Annotated in this window: 12 protein-coding genes and 2 pseudogenes; 8 read left to right on the top strand and 6 right to left on the bottom strand. The window is 65.3% G+C overall.

Annotation, left to right across the window (positions count from 1 at the left end; all coding sequences use genetic code 11):
* Positions 1-3,099 (bottom strand): annotated as a pseudogene (locus H8A95_RS34950) (apolipoprotein A-IV repeat region-like domain-containing protein); the annotation flags it as partial.
* A 379-nt stretch (positions 3,100-3,478) separates the two neighbouring features.
* Between H8A95_RS34950 and H8A95_RS34945 the strand changes: the two are divergent.
* Entirely contained in the window at positions 3,479-3,856 is a 378-nt protein-coding gene (locus H8A95_RS34945; protein ID WP_229187269.1) for an Hpt domain-containing protein, read from the top strand.
* 162 nt (positions 3,857-4,018) lie between these two features.
* Positions 4,019-4,339: a 2Fe-2S iron-sulfur cluster-binding protein gene (locus H8A95_RS34940; RefSeq protein WP_021078007.1), complete on the top strand. Its 321-nt coding sequence runs from the start codon at positions 4,019-4,021 to the stop codon at positions 4,337-4,339.
* Positions 4,340-4,445: 106 nt separating this feature from the next.
* Here H8A95_RS34940 and H8A95_RS34935 read toward each other — a convergent pair whose 3' ends face one another.
* The gene (locus H8A95_RS34935) at positions 4,446-4,907 is read right to left on the bottom strand and encodes an acyl-CoA thioesterase (protein ID WP_229187268.1); all 462 of its coding nucleotides are present in this window, start codon (positions 4,905-4,907) and stop codon (positions 4,446-4,448) included.
* A 162-nt stretch (positions 4,908-5,069) separates the two neighbouring features.
* Here H8A95_RS34935 and H8A95_RS34930 point away from each other — a divergent pair, with 162 nt between their 5' ends.
* Together H8A95_RS34930 and H8A95_RS34925 are read left to right on the top strand one after the other, a co-directional pair.
* The gene (locus tag H8A95_RS34930) at positions 5,070-6,098 is read left to right on the top strand and encodes an NAD(P)/FAD-dependent oxidoreductase (protein ID WP_229187267.1); all 1,029 of its coding nucleotides are present in this window, start codon (positions 5,070-5,072) and stop codon (positions 6,096-6,098) included.
* 127 nt (positions 6,099-6,225) lie between these two features.
* Positions 6,226-6,795: a DUF2147 domain-containing protein gene (locus tag H8A95_RS34925; RefSeq protein ID WP_420839506.1), complete on the top strand. Its 570-nt coding sequence runs from the start codon at positions 6,226-6,228 to the stop codon at positions 6,793-6,795.
* 77 nt (positions 6,796-6,872) lie between these two features.
* Here H8A95_RS34925 and H8A95_RS34920 read toward each other — a convergent pair whose 3' ends face one another.
* Together H8A95_RS34920 and H8A95_RS34915 are read right to left on the bottom strand one after the other, a co-directional pair.
* A complete protein-coding gene (locus H8A95_RS34920; protein ID WP_229187266.1) occupies positions 6,873-8,831 on the bottom strand; it encodes an SGNH/GDSL hydrolase family protein in 1,959 nt (652 codons plus the stop codon).
* Between the two features lie 103 nt (positions 8,832-8,934).
* Positions 8,935-10,011, bottom strand: a complete 1,077-nt coding sequence (locus tag H8A95_RS34915) for a lysylphosphatidylglycerol synthase transmembrane domain-containing protein (RefSeq protein ID WP_229187265.1) — start codon at positions 10,009-10,011, stop codon at positions 8,935-8,937.
* Positions 10,012-10,618: 607 nt separating this feature from the next.
* On the opposite strand from H8A95_RS34915, the gene H8A95_RS34910 reads away from it, so the two are divergent.
* Together H8A95_RS34910 and H8A95_RS34905 are read left to right on the top strand one after the other, a co-directional pair.
* Positions 10,619-12,106, top strand: coding sequence for an MFS transporter (locus tag H8A95_RS34910; RefSeq protein WP_229187264.1), 1,488 nt, complete (start codon positions 10,619-10,621; stop codon positions 12,104-12,106).
* 139 nt (positions 12,107-12,245) lie between these two features.
* On the top strand, positions 12,246-14,648 hold the full coding sequence (locus H8A95_RS34905; protein WP_229187263.1) for an EAL domain-containing protein: 2,403 nt from the start codon (positions 12,246-12,248) through the stop codon (positions 14,646-14,648).
* A 43-nt stretch (positions 14,649-14,691) separates the two neighbouring features.
* Here H8A95_RS34905 and H8A95_RS34900 read toward each other — a convergent pair whose 3' ends face one another.
* Entirely contained in the window at positions 14,692-15,126 is a 435-nt protein-coding gene (locus tag H8A95_RS34900; protein ID WP_021077998.1) for a hypothetical protein, read from the bottom strand.
* An 83-nt stretch (positions 15,127-15,209) separates the two neighbouring features.
* Here H8A95_RS34900 and H8A95_RS34895 point away from each other — a divergent pair, with 83 nt between their 5' ends.
* The gene (locus tag H8A95_RS34895; protein ID WP_420839507.1) at positions 15,210-15,818 is read left to right on the top strand and encodes a hypothetical protein; all 609 of its coding nucleotides are present in this window, start codon (positions 15,210-15,212) and stop codon (positions 15,816-15,818) included.
* 89 nt (positions 15,819-15,907) lie between these two features.
* Positions 15,908-16,264, top strand: a complete 357-nt coding sequence (locus H8A95_RS34890) for a hypothetical protein (RefSeq protein WP_229187261.1) — start codon at positions 15,908-15,910, stop codon at positions 16,262-16,264.
* A gap of 49 nt (positions 16,265-16,313) precedes the next feature.
* Here the strand turns inward: H8A95_RS34890 and H8A95_RS34885 are convergent.
* Positions 16,314-16,478 (bottom strand): annotated as a pseudogene (locus tag H8A95_RS34885) (PLP-dependent aminotransferase family protein); the annotation flags it as partial.

The raw sequence follows: 16,478 nt of genomic DNA, 5'->3' as shown, positions 1-16,478 counted from the left end.
GAGTGCTGCATGTCGGCCGCGAGCGTGCGGACCAGGTTGGTGGCTTCGGTCGACGCGCCGGCCAGCGTGCTCTGGGCCTCGCGGGCGGAGGCGACGACGGCTTCCGCGGTCGCGGAGCCGGCCATCGAGAGTGAGCGCTCGACGTCGCTGGCGAGAGACTTGACCTGGCCCGTGACGTCGGCCGACGTCGCGATCAGCGTGGTCTGGGCCTCGCGGGCACCGGTCATGATCGCTTCGGCGGCCGCTGAGCCGGACATCGACAGCGATTGCTCGACATCGGAAGCCAGCGACTTGACCTGGCTTGCGGCTTCGATCGAGGCCGAGACCAGCGTGGTCTGCGCGTCGCGGGCGCCGGACAGCACCGAGGCTGCGGTGGCGCTGCCGGCCGCCTGCAGCGTGCGCTCGACGTCCTCCGACAGCGCCTTGATCTGCGAGCGACGTCGCCGGATGCGGAGACCAGCGAGACCTGGGCGTCGCGGGCACTGGTGAGGATCGAGTTGGCGGCGCTGGTGCCGACCGCGGTCAGCACGCTCTCGACCTCGGCGGAGCTCTGCTTGAGCTGGTTGCCGACATCCGCGGACACGGTGAGCAGCGCCTGCTGCGCGGTGCGCGCGCCGGTCTGGATGGTTTCGCTGGTGTTGACCACGAGGTTGGTCAGCGAGCGTTCGGCGTCCTCGACATGCGACTTGATGCTCGACGACAACAGCTCGGCGCGGGACATCAGGTCCTCGCTCGCCTGGCGGCCGCTGCTCTCGATGCGGCCAGCGACGGCCTCGACGCGCGAGCCCAGGAGGTCCTCGAACTGCGCGACGCGGGTGTCGATGTCACCGGCGATCACGCCGACGCGGCTCTCGATGCCCTGCTGGATGTCGGCGAAGCGTGCCGAGATGGTGTCGGTCAGGTTCGAGCTGTGGCCACTGATGGTCTCGACGAGACGGGTGTTGTGACCGTTGATGGTATCGGCGAGCCGGGTGCTGTGGCCGTTGATGGTGTCGACGAGGCGGATGCTGTGGCCGTCGATGGTTTCGGTGACGCCGTTGATGCGGTGGTCGACCGCGGCGATCGCCTGCACGGTGCCCTCGGTCAGGGTCGTGGTGAGCAGGCCGAGCCGCGAGTCGATCGAGTGGATTGCCTGGGTGGCGCCTTCGGTCAGCTGCGTCGCGAGCGTACCGAGATGGCCGTCGATGGTGTCGGTGACCGACTTGGCGCGGCTCTCGAAGGTAACCTCGATCGTCTTCATGCGGCCGTCGATCGCGTCGTCCAGCGACTGCAGGCGGCCGTCGAACGTGCCGATCTTGGTGGCGAGCGAGCTGTCGAACGACGACAGCTTGTCGTTCAGCGAGGCGTCGAGATGGGTGACGCGGCTGCCGAGCGTGGTCTCGAACTGCAGCAGGCGCTGGTCGAGCGAAGCGGTGATCTCGCCGCTATTCGTGGTGACGCGATGGTCGAAGGTGTCGACATAGGTCTTCAGGCTGTCGGCAATGTCCTGGGTCCGCTGGCCCATGCGCTCGACGATGTCGCCGCCGAAGGTCTTCACCGTGCGGTCGAATTCCGAGATGTGGCGGGTGATCAGGGCGCCCAGCGTGCCGGAATCGCGGGCGAATTTCTCGGCGAGCTCGCTGCCGTGGTTCCTCACCAGGTCGTCGAACGCGCTCATCTGCAGCGACAGCGAGTCGTGCGCGGTCTCGGTCTGGCCCACCACCTTGGCGACCAGCGAATTGACGGTGACGTCGAGCGCCTCGCTCGCCCTGTCGCCGGAGGTCATTATCTGGCCGGCGAGGCGGTTGCCGGCGTCGTCGATCTTGCTAACGAGGTCGTTGCTGCGCAGCTCGAGCTCGAGCAGCAGCGAATCCGCGGAGTTCTTCAGGGAATCGTGGACCTCCTCGGTGCGGTCGGAGATGCCGTCGACGATAACCGACGAACGCTGCTCGAACTCGCCGGTGATGCGATCGATGCGCTCGTTCAGCATCTCGTGGACGCGATCGGCCAGATCGACGAACTCGTCATGGACGTGGCCGGTCTTGAAGTTGAGGCTGGTGGTCAGCCGCTCGGAGGCGTCCATCACCGCACGCGTGGTCTCGGCGCTGGCTTCCTCGAGGCGGTCGAGCAGGTCGCCGCCGCGCTCGCCGAGCGCGAGGATCATGTTGTCGCCGGCATGGCTCAGCGCGGTCGTGATGTGCTGGCCGCGCTCTTCCAGCGCGCCGGTGATGCTCTTGGCGACCTCGTCGACGCGCGAGGCGATCGCGTCCGAGATCAGCGCGATGTCGTGGCGCAGGTCGATCTGCACGCCGGAGATCGCGCTGCGCACCTGCTCGGCCTGGCCGACCAGGTTGTCGCGCTGGTGGGCGATGTCCTGCAGCAGCGCGCGGATGCGCACTTCATTGTCGGAGTAGGCGCGCTCCAGCGCCGCAACCTCGTTGGCAACGAGGGTCTCGAGTTCGCCGGCGCGCGCAATCGCGCGCTCGACGCCGTCGCCCATCGCGGCGACTTCGCGGCGGATCGCCTGGCCGACCGTCACCATGGAATCGGCGGCGGCGTTTTCCGGTTCGGAGAATCGCATCGCGACCTGCGCCATCGATTGCGCGATCATCTGCATGCGCTGACCGTGCGAGGCGAGGCTGGCGAGATAGTAGAACAGCAGGACCGGAACGGCGAACAGCGCGGCGAGACCGGCGAGCACCAGCACGCCGGTACCCTGGGCCATCGAAGCCTGCAGGGCCGGCCAGAACGCGATGGTGAGGATGACGCCGCCGAGCAGCCAGGCGCCGGAGCAGACAAAGAACAGCGTGAAGGCGTTGCGGGCGCGCCTCCCTGCAGCGTCTGCAGCATCTGGCCGATGGTCTCGCGATCATCGTTGGCGGCGCGGCGCGGGGCGCGCGGCTCCTCGATCGGCTCGAACGCCGATCGATCGTTATTCGCGCGGGACTCGAACGCTGTGGCCGAAAAATCCGGAGCTGATGGCGGCAGGCTGGGCGGCGCGGCGCCTTCGTTGAGGGAGCTGCGGTGCTCCGCGCCCTGTTCGCTGATGTTGAGGGCTTCCTGGATGGCAGAAAGCGCGACTTCGGTGGGATCTTTGACCTTCTTGGGAGTGTTCGCCATGTTCAGTCTGACCCTCTCACTATTTTACGCGTCGGCGAGCCTGCGATTGTCCCCACGCAAGCTCGAAGCCGGTGCCCACAAGCGGAGCGCAAGCGCCCCCCTCGGCGGCTTGTCCGCTACATCCGCAAACATCCTATGGGGAGAGTGATGCGAATGAAATGCTTGCGATTAATACTTTCTTAATCATCGTTAACAGCTTTGCGCCATAAGGCCTTATGGGTACTCGAAATTCCTGCCGTAGCGCGCCGATTGTGTCCGGAAATTGTCCAGAATCGGGCGGTTTTGCCGATCATCCCGACAACAATCCGTTAACCAGTTTCGTGATTGGCTGGCCGACGATCCGCCCGGCGAGGCCTGGCGGAGACGACAGGGACAGGCCATGCCGCTTCATCTCGAACGGGTTGAATGGACGCAATCACCGCCGCTCGCGCCTGGCGGCGGCCCGATCGACGTCGATCACCTTCGGCGCATGACATTGGGTGATCCGGACCTGGAGCGGGAAGTCCTGGCCATGTTCTCGACCCAGTCGGCCCGGATCCTCGGAGAGCTGGCCGCCTTGCCGCCCGAGGCTCCGACCCACGCCCACACCCTGAAAGGGTCGGCGCGGGCGATTGGCGCCTTCGGCGTCGCCGAGTCTGCCGCCCATCTGGAGAACGCGCTGGCCGCTGGTTCCGATCCGGCCCAACCGCTTGCCGCGCTCGGGGCCGCAATTGCCGAGGCGCGCACCGCGATCGAGCTGATTCTGGGCCGCTCCTAGGCTTCTGCCTGACCTCAACGGCTCGCCGCAGCGGCCTGGATACCGTCCTGGCCGGCTGGCAGGTTTTCGGTCTCCGCGCTAGCGCTGTGCGGATCGACCCGTTATACGACTGCCGGGACCTTTCCATCCATCGTCCGGCGCATTCCGGCAGCACGAGCAATCATGGCCAAAATCCACTTTATCGACCATTCCGGCGAGAAACGCTCCATTGATATCGAGAACGGCGCGACGGTGATGGAAGGCGCGATCCGCAACGCCATTCCCGGCATTGAAGCCGAATGCGGCGGCGCCTGCGCCTGTGCGACCTGCCATGTCTATGTCGATGAAGCGTGGCGCGAGAAGGTCGGCGCGCCGTCGCCGATGGAAGAGGACATGCTGGATTTCGGCTTCGACGTGCGTCCGAACTCGCGTCTGTCTTGCCAGATCAAGGTCACCGACGAACTCGACGGATTGGTCGTGTCGACGCCGGAACGGCAGGCCTAAAGCTTTTCGGTTCTGATTGAATCAGAACCGAAGCTCCAGCTTTGTTTTTGGTGCGTTTCTTCGCGCGAACCGGCGTCCACTTCGCTCGAAAACGCCTTGAGGTCTCTTATTCGCCGTCCGGATTCACGCCGCGACGGACCCAGCGGCGGAAGTTCTCCTTGACCTCCGCCGTCAGCGGCGTCGGCCTGCGCGTGGCCTCGTCGATCATCACGGTGACCGCTTTCGCCGACGCAACGCAGCGCCCCTCCGAAAACACCACTTGATCGAAGGTGGTCGATGTCCGCCCGAACTTGACGAGGCCGAGCCCGAGCTCGATCTGGCCGGGCCAGTGCAGCTCGGCGCGGAAATGGATGTCGAGGCGCACCATGATCCAGCCGAGCCCCGCCGGCATCAGCCCCATGGTCGGATCCTTCACCAGCGTGACACGGCCGGTTTCAAAATAGCTTGCATAGACGGCGTTGTTGACGTGCCCATTGGGGTCGAGATCGGCAAAGCGCACATTGTCGGACAGGCGGTAGGGAAAGTCTTCCAGGCGCAGTGCATCGTCGGCGCGGACAGGGGCGTTCACGAGGGATCTCCGTCGGTTTCCTGCCCATACAGCCGAGTTGCGCAAGCTCGGCAAGGGGTTGCCGCGCCAGCCGCTGTCCCTATTATGCATGTCCCGATCCGGCCATACTTGGCGGGACAGGCGAAAAGCCGTCCAGTCAACCTCAACTGAAAAGAAGCGGACATGAGCGAAGCGATCAAGACCGATGTGCTGATTATTGGCGCGGGCCCCTGCGGACTGTTCGCCGTGTTCGAACTGGGCCTGCTCGACATGAAGGTGCATCTGGTCGACATCCTCGACAAGATCGGCGGGCAGTGCGCCGAGCTTTATCCCGAGAAGCCGATCTACGATATTCCCGGTATTCCGTTCGTCACCGGCCAGGGCCTCACCGAGCAGCTGCTGGAGCAGATCAAGCCGTTCGGCCCGACCTTCCACCTCAACGAGATGGTGGAGAGCATCGAGAAGATCGGCGATCCGCTGTTCCGCGTGAAGACCGACGCCGGCAAGGAGTTCGAAGCCAAGGTGGTCGTGATCTCGGCCGGCGGCGGCTCGTTCCAGCCGAAGCGTCCTCCGGTGCCCGGCATCGAGGCCTATGAAGGCACGTCGGTGTTTTACGCGGTGCGCAAGATGGAGCAGTTCCGCGACAAGAACGTCCTGATCGTCGGCGGCGGCGACTCCGCGCTCGACTGGACGCTTAATCTGCATCCGATCGCGAAGCGCATCACGCTGCTGCATCGGCGCGACGATTTTCGCGCGGCGCCGCACAGCGTCGAGCAGATGCGCGCGCTGGTCGCCGACGGCAGGATGGATCTGAAGATCGGACAGGTCACGGGGCTCGAAGGCGCCGACGGTCAACTCTCGGGCGCCGCACTGAAGGCCAACGACAATGCGGTTTCGACGATCGCATGCGATACGATGTTGCCGTTCTTCGGGCTCACCATGAAACTCGGCCCGGTCGCGAGCTGGGGCGTTGCGCTGGAGAACAATCTGGTGCCGGTCGACACCGCGGCGTTCGAGACCAACGTGTCAGGCATCTTCGCGATCGGCGACATCAACACCTATCCGGGCAAGCTGAAGCTCATTCTCTCCGGCTTCCACGAGGGCGCGCTGATGGCGCAGAAGGCGCACCGCTACGTGTATCCGGACAAGCGGCTGGTGTTCCAGTACACAACCTCGTCATCGAGTTTGCAGAAGAAGCTTGGAGTGAACTGATTCCACTCCAACAGCGACCAATGCCAGGGGCATGGGCCTGTTGCTGCGCGGCGCGGGTACTGGAACGCTCCGTGAAATGGCCGTAGTCTGCTGCCATTCGGGTTTGTCGATCGATCAGGTGATGATGATGCGGAACACGCTGTCCAGACTTCGGCTGATCTTTGCGATCGCGACGGCCTTTGCGCTAGCCGCTCCGCTTGCGGCTTCGGCGGCCGAGCTGTCGGCGGCCGGCCTCTGGCAGAAGATCGAAGACGGCAAGCCGGAGGGCTGGTTCCTGGTGATCGAGCGCAACGGCTTGTTCGAGGGCATAATCGCAAAGATGTTTTCATCGCCTGCCGATCCGCCCAATCCGGTCTGCTCGAAATGCACCGACGATCGCAAGGACATGCCGTGGCTCGGCATCCCTCTCATCCGCGACATGAAGCGCAACGGGCTGGCCTATGAGGGCGGCAACGTGCTCGATCCGCGCAACGGCAAGATCTACAAGGCCAAGATGACGCTGAGTGCCGATGGGCAGACGCTGACCATGCGCGGCTATCTCGGCATTTCGCTGTTCGGCAAGGATGAGGTCTGGACCCGGCTGCCCGACACCGCGATGGCCCAGCTCGATCCGGCGATCGTCGCCAAATATCTGCCGGCGCAAGCTGCGGCGGTGAAGCCGCCGCCAGCGCCCGTGCCGGCGACGAAGCGGCACTAAGACCTCACACACACTCTCTCTCTCGTTGTCGATCAGGATCGCGTTCACACGCAGCCGCGCGCGTTCAGCGCGAGCGTTCAGCGTTGCTCCGGCGCGGTCGGCAGCGGCGCGACCGGCTCGGAAATCACCTCGGGCACACTGGTGTTCAACTGCAGCACGGTGGCGGCCGCGGGCGCTGCGGCATCGGCCATTGCCGCATGGCCTTCGGCACTCGGATGCACTGCGCCACCATACACTGCCGACAGGATGCCCCAGGTCGCGTCGTGGATGTCGGTCGGCTGCATCGAGGACGGCAGGCCCTGCGGGTACGTCATCGCCGCGAAATAGCTGTCGTTGGCGTCGCGGATCCAGCGCGCGCGCGGCAGGTAGGCGCGGTATTCGCCGGCGCTGCGGCCGCATTTGAGCGGCTGGTTGGCTGCGGCGACGATGTCGGACTCGAAGCTGTCGCCATTGGCGGCGAAGCAGTCGCGGTCGAACTCCGGATCGGTCGATGCGCGCGCGCAGAAACCGTGGCTCGCAAACGCCTCCTGATGCGCGTCGACGAAGGTCATGCGGTCAGCCTGCGGATTGCGGCAGATGATGCCGGACTGGCACTGCGCGAGCGCCTTGAGCTGCGGCAGGAACTCGTTCTGCACGAAGCTCGAGACCTCCGCGAGCCGCCGCGGATCGGCATTGAACGAGGGGTGGATATCGAAGCCGGCGCGGCCGCCGGGGCAGTGCGTGCCGCCATTGGCCAGCGCCGGATTGGCATAGGCCGTGTAGATCACGCGGGACAGGTCGCCGCCGACCAGAGGCTTCAGCGCATCGCGCAGCTTGGCAAAACCAGTCGGCAGGTCGCGCGCCAGTGCCGAACGGGCATCGTCGACGCTGGCCATCGAGCTGCCGCGGCTGAACAGCGTACGCTCGGTCGGCGTGTCGACGATCACGTTGGCGACGAGGCCGGAGAAGTAGATATCGTTGGCGCCGATCGACAGCAGCACGAGGTCGAGCGTGCGGTCCGGCTGCCGGCGCTTGGCGGCGGCGAGCGCCGTGCGCAGCTCCGCAATCTGGCCGTTGACGGTGCCCGAGCAGGTGTTGGCGGTTTTGGTCGGCAGACATTCCCGCGCCTGCTGCGAGCCGAGCAGGCCGTCGGCGATGGTGGCGCCGGTGCACGCCAGCGGCAGATAGGTCACTGCGATGTGCGGATATTGCACGGCGAGCGCAAGCGCGGTGCGGGTCTGGTAGCTGTACAGCGAGCGGTGGCACGCCGAGTTGAGCCACAGCGCGCTCTGGCGCTGCCAGTTCGTCAGGGTATCCGGCGCTTCGCAGGCGCGCCCGCCTTTGTACCCGGCGCGGCTCGGCCGGTAATACTGCGCGCCGCCGAGATAGGAGCGGAAGCAGAACCCATCGTCGGAGAGCGCAATCGCGCGGTCCGGATTGCCCTCGCCGGATGCGATGCTGTCGCCGAGGCCCGCGATCAGCAGGTCACGCACCGCGATCTGCGTCGTCACGCGCTGGTTGGCCTCCGCGCCGCTTGCGACGTCGACGGTCGCGACCGTGGTGCGGCCGTATCGGACCCGCAGATTGACCGGCTCGGCACAATCGAATGTCTGGGATTGCGGCCCGTCGCCGTCGTCGAACGACCAGGCGCAGGTGGCGCCGACCGGAACCGGGCCGGTGAGCCGCACGACGATCGGGTGATCGATCGGCGTCAGATAGCTTTCCTTGACGTTGTCGCGGGTGCAGGGCTCGTTGACGCGGCCTTGCAGGTCGATGCAGAGCCGGTTGACCGTGTTGCGTGCCCAGCCGCGACCGTCGCTTTGCAGTTCCAGCGCCTGTTCCGAGGCCAGCACGCTGCGGCCCAGCCCGCTTTCGACATGCAGACGGAAGTCGCGTTCCTCGCGGAACAGACGGAAGCGGTTGCGGACCTCCCAGGAGATCTGCAGCGAGCTGTCCTGGGCGTCCGCGGCTGACGGGAATACCGCCGTCAGTGCGCTGCCGAGCAGCACGCTGCCGATCGTCACACGTAGCGAAAATCGAACCAAAAAGCCAATCATGGCGCGGTTTGACGCGAGTGGTACGGCGAAAATAAGAGAAGCGGCGGCGGGGATCGAAAATCCGGGATCGAAGAACCCGGACGAGGGCCGATAACGTTGCCTGTTACCGCTTCAGCTGCCTGATCCGCTGCTGCCGGCTTTCGATCGGTTGCCGCACGGTCGCCGAAGCCGTGCAGGCTTGGCTCAATCTCTTTCGTTCCTGCCATGGCTGCACCACGTTGAGCCACAGCTCGCGCATGCCCATGATCGAGATCGAAATCCCGAACGGGATCAGGAAATAGAGGATACGGAACACGACCAGCGTCGCCAGCAATTGCTCCTTGCTGAACTCCGGCAGCGCCACCAGCATCGCGGCATCGAACACGCCGATCGAGCCGGGGGCATGGCTCGCGAAGCCGAGCAGCGTCGCCAGAATGAACACGACCGCCAGCGAGACGAAGTCGATATGCGGCTCGGTCGGCATCAAGAGGTACATCGCGAGCGCGCAGAAGCCGAGATCGACCACGCCGATGAAGATCTGCAACAGCGTCAGCTTGGCCGATGGCAGCACCACCTTCCAGCCGTTCTGGCCGAGCTCGCGGCGTTTCTCGCCGGTCAGGAGCCAGACGAAATAGGCGCCGATGCCGGCAAGACAGCCGAGCGCGATCAGCCGGTTCATCGCCGGCGGCAGCAGGTCCATCGCCGATGCCGCCGCGGGATGCCAGGCCATGCCGAAGCCGAGCACGAACAAATTGCCGAGCCAGAAGGTCAGGCCCGACAGAAAGCAGATCTTGGCGACGTCGATCGCGGAAAGGCCGTAATCGGAATAGATCCGGAAGCGGATCGCGCCGCCGGTGAAGACGGTGGCGCCGATATTGTGACCGATCGTATAGCTGGTGAAGCTCGACAGCGCTGCGATGCGGTAGGGGACGTGGGTCTTGCCGATCGTGCGCAGCGCGAAGAAGTCATAGAAGGTCAGCGTGCAGAACGCTCCGACCACGCACAGCGCCGCCAGCGCGATCCGGTGCGGCGCGATGTCGGTCAGCGCGGTGAGGATGATGCCGGTATCGACGCCCTTCAGGGTGTGCACCAGCGTCGTGACCGCAGCCGCGATGATCAACACACTCGCAGCGATCCCGAGCCGTTTCCAGCCGATCGTTTCCTTGAAACCACGCCCAAGCGTGGTCAGCAGCCGAAGCATTCATCCTCCCGGCGGGCGGCAATTTCAGTGGGACCCGGTCACGTACGGCGACGGGTGACGGGCAAGCGCACCGTACGTGATGACCCATAAGGCAAAACCGATGCGTTGTGCAGCCCTTGACAAGCCAACCTTCCGCTCCTGTCCAGCGTCATTGTCATACTGGCTACATATGTTCTCGCGCTGCGGAATGTGAGTCGCAGACATGCCGTCCGCTGTGACAGGATCACTCCATGTTCCGCCGTTCCCGGCGATTTCGTCGGCAATTTCGCCGATTTTGCGGTCGTCTCGGCGCCGCCGCGGGGCAGGTGGCGCGAAGCGAATGGACGATATGCATCGGCACGGGGACGTTGGAGCCCGCCGTGGCGTTTACCAAAGTGTGAAGTCGACGCGCGCATGAGCATGGAGTGTTCTGTGGACCACTGCGCGGGCCGGAATGCGGCGCTCCGGAGGCGGTCCGTAGGTCTATTGAGGCAAAACGCCGCGCAAGCTGGGCCACGGTCGTGCGGCCCGGCCGGCATGACGATGCCACACTTCGATCGTTGACGAAGTGTTCTATCGAAACGAATGCCTATGTCTCGCATTGGTTGCCGAGAGCGAGGACAGCACCATGCGACAGACATCTGCGAATCTCCGGCGCGTGCCCGACCGGCGCGCGGCGCCGCATCAACGGTCGAGCGGGCTTGCGGCGACGTTGACGCTCGCCGCGATGAGTCTCGGCTACGGCGTCGTGCAGCTCGACGTCACCATCGTCAACACCGCGCTCAACGCCATCGGCGCCTCGCTCGGCGGCGGCGTTGCCGAACTGCAATGGGTGGTCAGCGCCTACACCATCGCATTCGCCGCGTTCATCCTGACCGCAGGCGCGCTCGGCGACCGGATCGGTGCCAAGCGCATCTTCATGGCCGGCTTTGCGATCTTCACCGCTTCATCGGTCGCCTGCGCGCTCGCGCCTGATGCCGTGACGCTGATCGTTGCGCGCTGCGTGCAGGGATTGGCCGCGGCCATCCTGGTGCCGAACTCGCTCGCGCTGCTCCGCCACGCCTATGCCGACGAGAAGGCGCGGGGACGCGCGGTCGGCGTTTGGGCCGCAGGTGCGAGCCTTGCGCTGACCGCGGGCCCGTTCGTCGGCGGCGGACTGATCACCCTGGTCGGCTGGCGCGCGATCTTCCTGGTCAATCTGCCGATCGGCCTGGCCGGCCTTTGGCTCGCCTGGCGTTTTGCGGGCGAGACCACGCGCCATCAGCAGCACCGGCTCGATCTGCCGGGCCAGTTAGCCGCGATTGCCGCGCTGGGCACGCTGGCCGGCGCGCTGATCGAAGGCGGTGCGCTCGGCTGGGGCAGCCCGTTCGTGGTCGCAGGCTTCGTTCTCGCCGCGATCTTCTCCGTGCTGTTCGTCTGGCGCGAGGCCCGCGCGGAGCAGCCGATGCTGCCGCTCGCGCTGTTCAGCCGCAGGATGTTCGCGCTGACGTCGATCGTCGGCCTCCTCGTCAACGTCGCGTTCTATGGCCTGATCTTCGTGCTCAGCCTCTACTTCCAGCAGGTCAACGGACTGTCGGCGTTCGCAACTGGCCTGGCGTTCGTGCCGATGCTCGGCGCCGTGCTGCCCGCCAATTTGATCGCGCCGCATGTTGCGGAGCGGATCGGCGCGCCGCGGACAATCGCGCTCGGCGCCGCGCTCTCGGCCGCCGGATGCCTGGCGCTGCTGTTCATTGGCGCCGGCACCGGCTATCCGGCGATCTGCCTGCAACTGCTGGCGATCAGCGGCGGCCTCGGCCTTCTGGTCCCGCCCTTGACGTCGACGTTGCTCGGCAGTGCGGAGCCGCAGCATGCCGGCATCGCTGCCGGGGTGCTGAATGCGACCCGGCAGACCGGCAGCGTGCTTGGCGTCGCGCTGTTCGGCTCGATGGTCAGCCGGTCCGCGGCCTTCATCGCCGGCCTGCATGCGGCCCTCGGTATCTCGGCCGCTGTGTTGCTTGCGGCCGCCGCGCTGATCTGGATCGGCGCATCGTCGCAAGCGCGCTTACGAGAATTGGCGCGAACGCGACATTGCGCTGGGGCTTGCGTGAGCAAGTCAGATAAGCGTCCGCGCAGCTAAGCGTCCGCGCAGCCACCGTTTTCCGAGGCGAATTCCTTCTCATTCAAGGCTTCTTCACCATGCGTGGAGCCTTGCTGCGATGCGGTTACCGTTCGTACACGAATGCGCCTGTTCTTATGGGTCCATAACGGGGGCCTATATGTATCGCGTTCTAACCTGTCTCACCTTGGAACATGACTGGCGGTTGGTCGTCCTTGGTGGGGTGATCTGCCTGCTCGCTAGTGCCGTCGCGATCAGCCTGTTTCACCGCGCCCGCGCTGCGGAGGGCCGTGCCCGCGAGATCTGGATCGGTCTCGATGCGGCGGTCGGCGGTTGCGGTATCTGGGCTACCCATTTCGTCGCCATGCTGGCGTACGATCCCGGCATCGAGGCCGGATACAACATTCCCATCACGTTGCTGTCTCTGGTGCTCGCGGTTGCGATCCTTGCCGTCGGATTGGCGGTCGCAACACTCGATCAGCGCTGGTGGACGGTTGCGGCCGGTGGCGCGATCGTCGGCGCCGGTGTCGCCGCCATGCACTACACCGGCATGCTGGGGCTGGAGCTGCCCGCCCGCATCGTTTGGTCGCCCGGCATCGTGGCCGCGTCGATCGCATTCGGAAGCCTGCTTGGCGCGCTCGCGCTCGTCGTTGCCGCGCGTGGCGAACGGTTTGGACTGACGGCCGCCGCCACCGGTCTTCTGACCGTCGCGATCGTCTCGCATCATTTCACCGCGATGGGCGCGGTGACACTGGTCCCGGATCCGACGATCGTTCCCGACGGAATGTCGGTCTCGCCGCGCGTGCTGTCGTTCATGACCGCAGTTGCAGCGTTCGCGATCCTCGGCCTCTCGCTGATCGCCTCCATCCTCGATCGTCGCGCCAAGACCGAGCTTCACAAGCAGAAGATGGTGCTGGATACCGCGCTCGAGAATATGTCGCAGGGACTGTGCATGTTCGACGCTGACGGCCGCATCATGTTGTTCAACGAGCGCTACAGCGAAATGATGGGGCGCAATCGCGTGCCGCTCCAGGGACGTCTGTTGATCGACGTCCTGCAGGACCTCCATTCCATCGACGAGTGGGACGGCGATCCCGAAGAACTCTGCGATGCCCTGATCGCCGAGGCCAAGGCCGGCAACAGCGGAACGCGGATCATCAGCCGCAACGAGCGCGCGATCCGCGTCGTCGATCAGCCGATGAAGGGCGGCGGCTGGGTCGCGACCTTCGAAGACATCACCGAATGGCAGCAGGCCCAGGAACAGATCTCGCACATGGCGCGGCATGATGCGCTGACCAATCTGCCGAACCGGACGCTGTTCCGCGAGCAGCTCGAGAAGGCCTCGCGGTTGGCCAAGCGCTCCGACCAGCTCGCGGTGCTCTGTCTCGATCTCGATCATTTCAAGGAAATCAACGACACGCTTGGACATCCGATCGGCGATGCGCTGCTCCGCGAAGTCGCGCGCCGGCTCGGCGAATGCGTGACCGAGCACGACACCGTGGCGCGGCTCGGCGGCGACGAATTCGCCATCGTGCAGTTCTGCAGCAACTGCGAGCCGTCGGTCGTGTCGTCGCTGGCAAGTCAGGTGGTCGAGCGCATCGCCGCACCCTACGAGATCGGTGGCCATCAACTCGTGATCGGCGTCAGCATCGGCATCTCGCTCGCGCCCGAGGACGGCAAGGATCCCGACGAGCTGCTGCAAAAGGCCGATCTCGCGCTGTACCGCGCCAAGGCCGACGGCCGCTGCACCTATCGGTTCTTCGAGACCGGGATGGATGCGCGTGCGCAGGCGCGCCGCCTGCTCGAGCGCGACCTGCGGCTCGCGCTCCAGCGCGACGAGTTCGAGGTCTATTATCAGCCGATCCGCGATGTCGTGGGCGATCGGGTCGTCGCCTTCGAGGCGCTGGTGCGCTGGAATCATTCGCTGCGCGGGCTGATCGCACCGAACAATTTCATTCCGGTCGCCGAAGAAACCGGGCTGATCGTGCCGCTGGGCGAGATCGTGCTGCGCAAGGCCTGCGCCGAGGCGGTGAGATGGCCTGCGGACATCGCGGTCGCCGTCAACCTGTCTCCGGTGCAGTTCAAGAACCCGAATCTGGTGCCGTCGGTGAAGGCGGCGCTGGAGGCGTCGGGCCTGTCGGCGGATCGGCTCGAGCTCGAGATTACCGAATCGGTGCTGCTGCAGAACAGCGAGGCGACGCTCGCGGTGCTGCACGAGCTGCGTGGTTTCGGCGTCCGGATCTCGCTGGACGATTTCGGCACCGGCTATTCCTCGCTGAGCTATCTGCGCAGCTTCCCGTTCGACAAGATCAAGATCGACCGTTCCTTCGTGACCGACCTTGCGACACGCGAGGACTCGATGGCGATCGTGCGCGCGGTCACCGGCCTCGGCAAGAGCCTGGGCATCGTCACCACGGCCGAGGGGGTCGAGACCGATACCCAGTTCGACCTGCTGCGTCGGGAAGGCTGCACCCAGGCGCAGGGTTATCTGTTCAGCCCGCCGCGGCCGGCGGCTGAGATCATCAAGATGCTGCACCGGCGGCCGGAGCGGTCGGTGGCCTGATTTTGCGAGAAGGCTGGGTCGCTGGATTGTTCTCGAAAGCGTTCTAGCTCTTGCGCAAAGCAAAATAGGCGCCGCAAAACGCCATCACGGCGCCGAGGCACAGGGCGGCGAGGCCGGCGAGCACGGCGGAGATTGTCGAGACCGCGCTCGGCGCCGACGCGGCCTGGCCGGCGCCGGCCAGCATCAGCACGCCGACGACGATCAGGAACTGCCGCATCCGCTGCGGGATTTGGCCGGCCACCGCGCTGTGCATCAGATTGGCCGTGAAATAGCCGCCCGAAAACCCGACTGATGCGATCAACCACCACGCGATCGCCGCGCCGGCCGGCATGAATTCGTGGCTATCGGAGCGCCACAGGCCGCCGAGATCGAGCCCGTAGCGCGCGCCGAGCATATGCACGGCGAGCGCCAGCAGCACGCCGGATATCATCGCGCCGCCGAGGATGAGGTAACGCGGAAAATAGGTCGTCTCGGGCATGGCTCGCTTGTAGGATAGGCGCGACATCCGATGCAAGCGCGCGGATGTGTCTGAACAGGTGGAACGGCGGATTGCCAACAACGTTGCAGGATCGGCCGGAGGCAGGCGAGGGCGCAGCGGTGCGCTATGCCTACAAGGCCTCATTGATCGGCTCGGCGCACCAGTTCGAGCTGACCGAGGACGGGCTGTCGTGGCGGATCGCCGGCAGGTCGGGCCTGTGGGATTACGCCGACATCTCCGTGGTGAAATTGTCCTATCGCCCGGTCTCGATGCAGCAGCAGCGATTTCGCGCCGACATCGACAACGCCAGGGGTGGGCGGATCGCGATCCTCTCGACCACCTGGCAGACCGCGACGCTGGTGGCGCCGCAGGGCCATCTCTATCGCGATTTCATCGTCGAGCTGCATCGGCGGATGCAGGCGGCAGGCAGCACGGCCAGGCTGGTCGGAGGTCTCGGGCCGAAGACATACACTGCCGCACTGGCGCTGCTGGCCTGTCTTGCGGTGGCAATGATCGGATTGCTGCTGATGGCGTTGCTGACGGCAAACTGGACCGGCGCGCTGTTCCTGGTGGGCTTTGCCGCGCTGTTCACCTGGCAGGTCGGCGGCTTCGTCACCCGCAATCGGCCACGGCGCTACAGCTTCGATCAATTGCCCGATGCGCTCTTGCCGAAGGCCGATCGCAGTCAGTGAGTTGGCCGCTCTCGCGACCGAACTGTAAGCGGGCTGTAAGCAACACGCTGTAACATTGCCGACTGATTTGCTTGCAGCTGGAGTGTCAGATGACAATCCGGGCTCCATTTTTGGCTCTATGCCTCGTGCTCCTGAGCATCCCGCCGGCGCTTTCCAAGGGCAGCGTAGGCAACAAGCATGATCCGCTTGATCACAATCACGTCGACAATCTGCCGCCGGACGTGCGGCAGTACGTTGCCGGAATTTGCAAGGGAACGCCGGTCGCGCAGCACGACTTCGCGACCTACTCACCGCAGGAAAAGCGCTGGCGGATCAACCTCGAATATCTGCAGTGCGGCGTGATCGGGGAATATCGCAGAGGCAACCAGTGCCTCGATGTGGACTTCGTTGCCGAGGGCGCGCATTTTCGTCTCGCTCGAAAGACGTATGCCGCCTGTGGTTATTGATGTTGGCGCTGCGTTCCGAAGGCCAATAACTCGGAGTGAATGCGCGACGTCACTCCGTCGAGTCGAAATCCTCTTCGGTCGCGCTCAGCATTCCCGCCAGTGTCCGCAGGCCGAGGTCGAGCTGCTCCATCGGCGGCGCGGCTAGCGCGAGCCGCACCGCATTGGGCGCGTGCCCCGGCGTGGCGGCGAAGGTGGTCGACGGCGTCAGCGCGAT

Origin of the sequence: Bradyrhizobium oropedii (assembly GCF_020889685.1) — a bacterium.
Lineage (GTDB): Bacteria > Pseudomonadota > Alphaproteobacteria > Rhizobiales > Xanthobacteraceae > Bradyrhizobium > Bradyrhizobium oropedii.
This window is presented reverse-complemented; position numbering and strand designations above follow the sequence as displayed.

Coding starts and splice junctions, on each gene's coding strand:
- H8A95_RS34945 (WP_229187269.1), top strand. CDS start 3,479: ATGCCGCTTCATCTCGAACGGGTTGAATGGACGCAATCACCGCCGCTC.
- H8A95_RS34940 (WP_021078007.1), top strand. CDS start 4,019: ATGGCCAAAATCCACTTTATCGACCATTCCGGCGAGAAACGCTCCATT.
- H8A95_RS34930 (WP_229187267.1), top strand. CDS start 5,070: ATGAGCGAAGCGATCAAGACCGATGTGCTGATTATTGGCGCGGGCCCC.
- H8A95_RS34925 (WP_420839506.1), top strand. CDS start 6,226: ATGCGGAACACGCTGTCCAGACTTCGGCTGATCTTTGCGATCGCGACG.
- H8A95_RS34920 (WP_229187266.1), bottom strand. CDS start 8,831: ATGATTGGCTTTTTGGTTCGATTTTCGCTACGTGTGACGATCGGCAGC.
- H8A95_RS34915 (WP_229187265.1), bottom strand. CDS start 10,011: ATGCTTCGGCTGCTGACCACGCTTGGGCGTGGTTTCAAGGAAACGATC.
- H8A95_RS34910 (WP_229187264.1), top strand. CDS start 10,619: ATGCGACAGACATCTGCGAATCTCCGGCGCGTGCCCGACCGGCGCGCG.
- H8A95_RS34905 (WP_229187263.1), top strand. CDS start 12,246: ATGTATCGCGTTCTAACCTGTCTCACCTTGGAACATGACTGGCGGTTG.
- H8A95_RS34900 (WP_021077998.1), bottom strand. CDS start 15,126: ATGCCCGAGACGACCTATTTTCCGCGTTACCTCATCCTCGGCGGCGCG.
- H8A95_RS34890 (WP_229187261.1), top strand. CDS start 15,908: ATGACAATCCGGGCTCCATTTTTGGCTCTATGCCTCGTGCTCCTGAGC.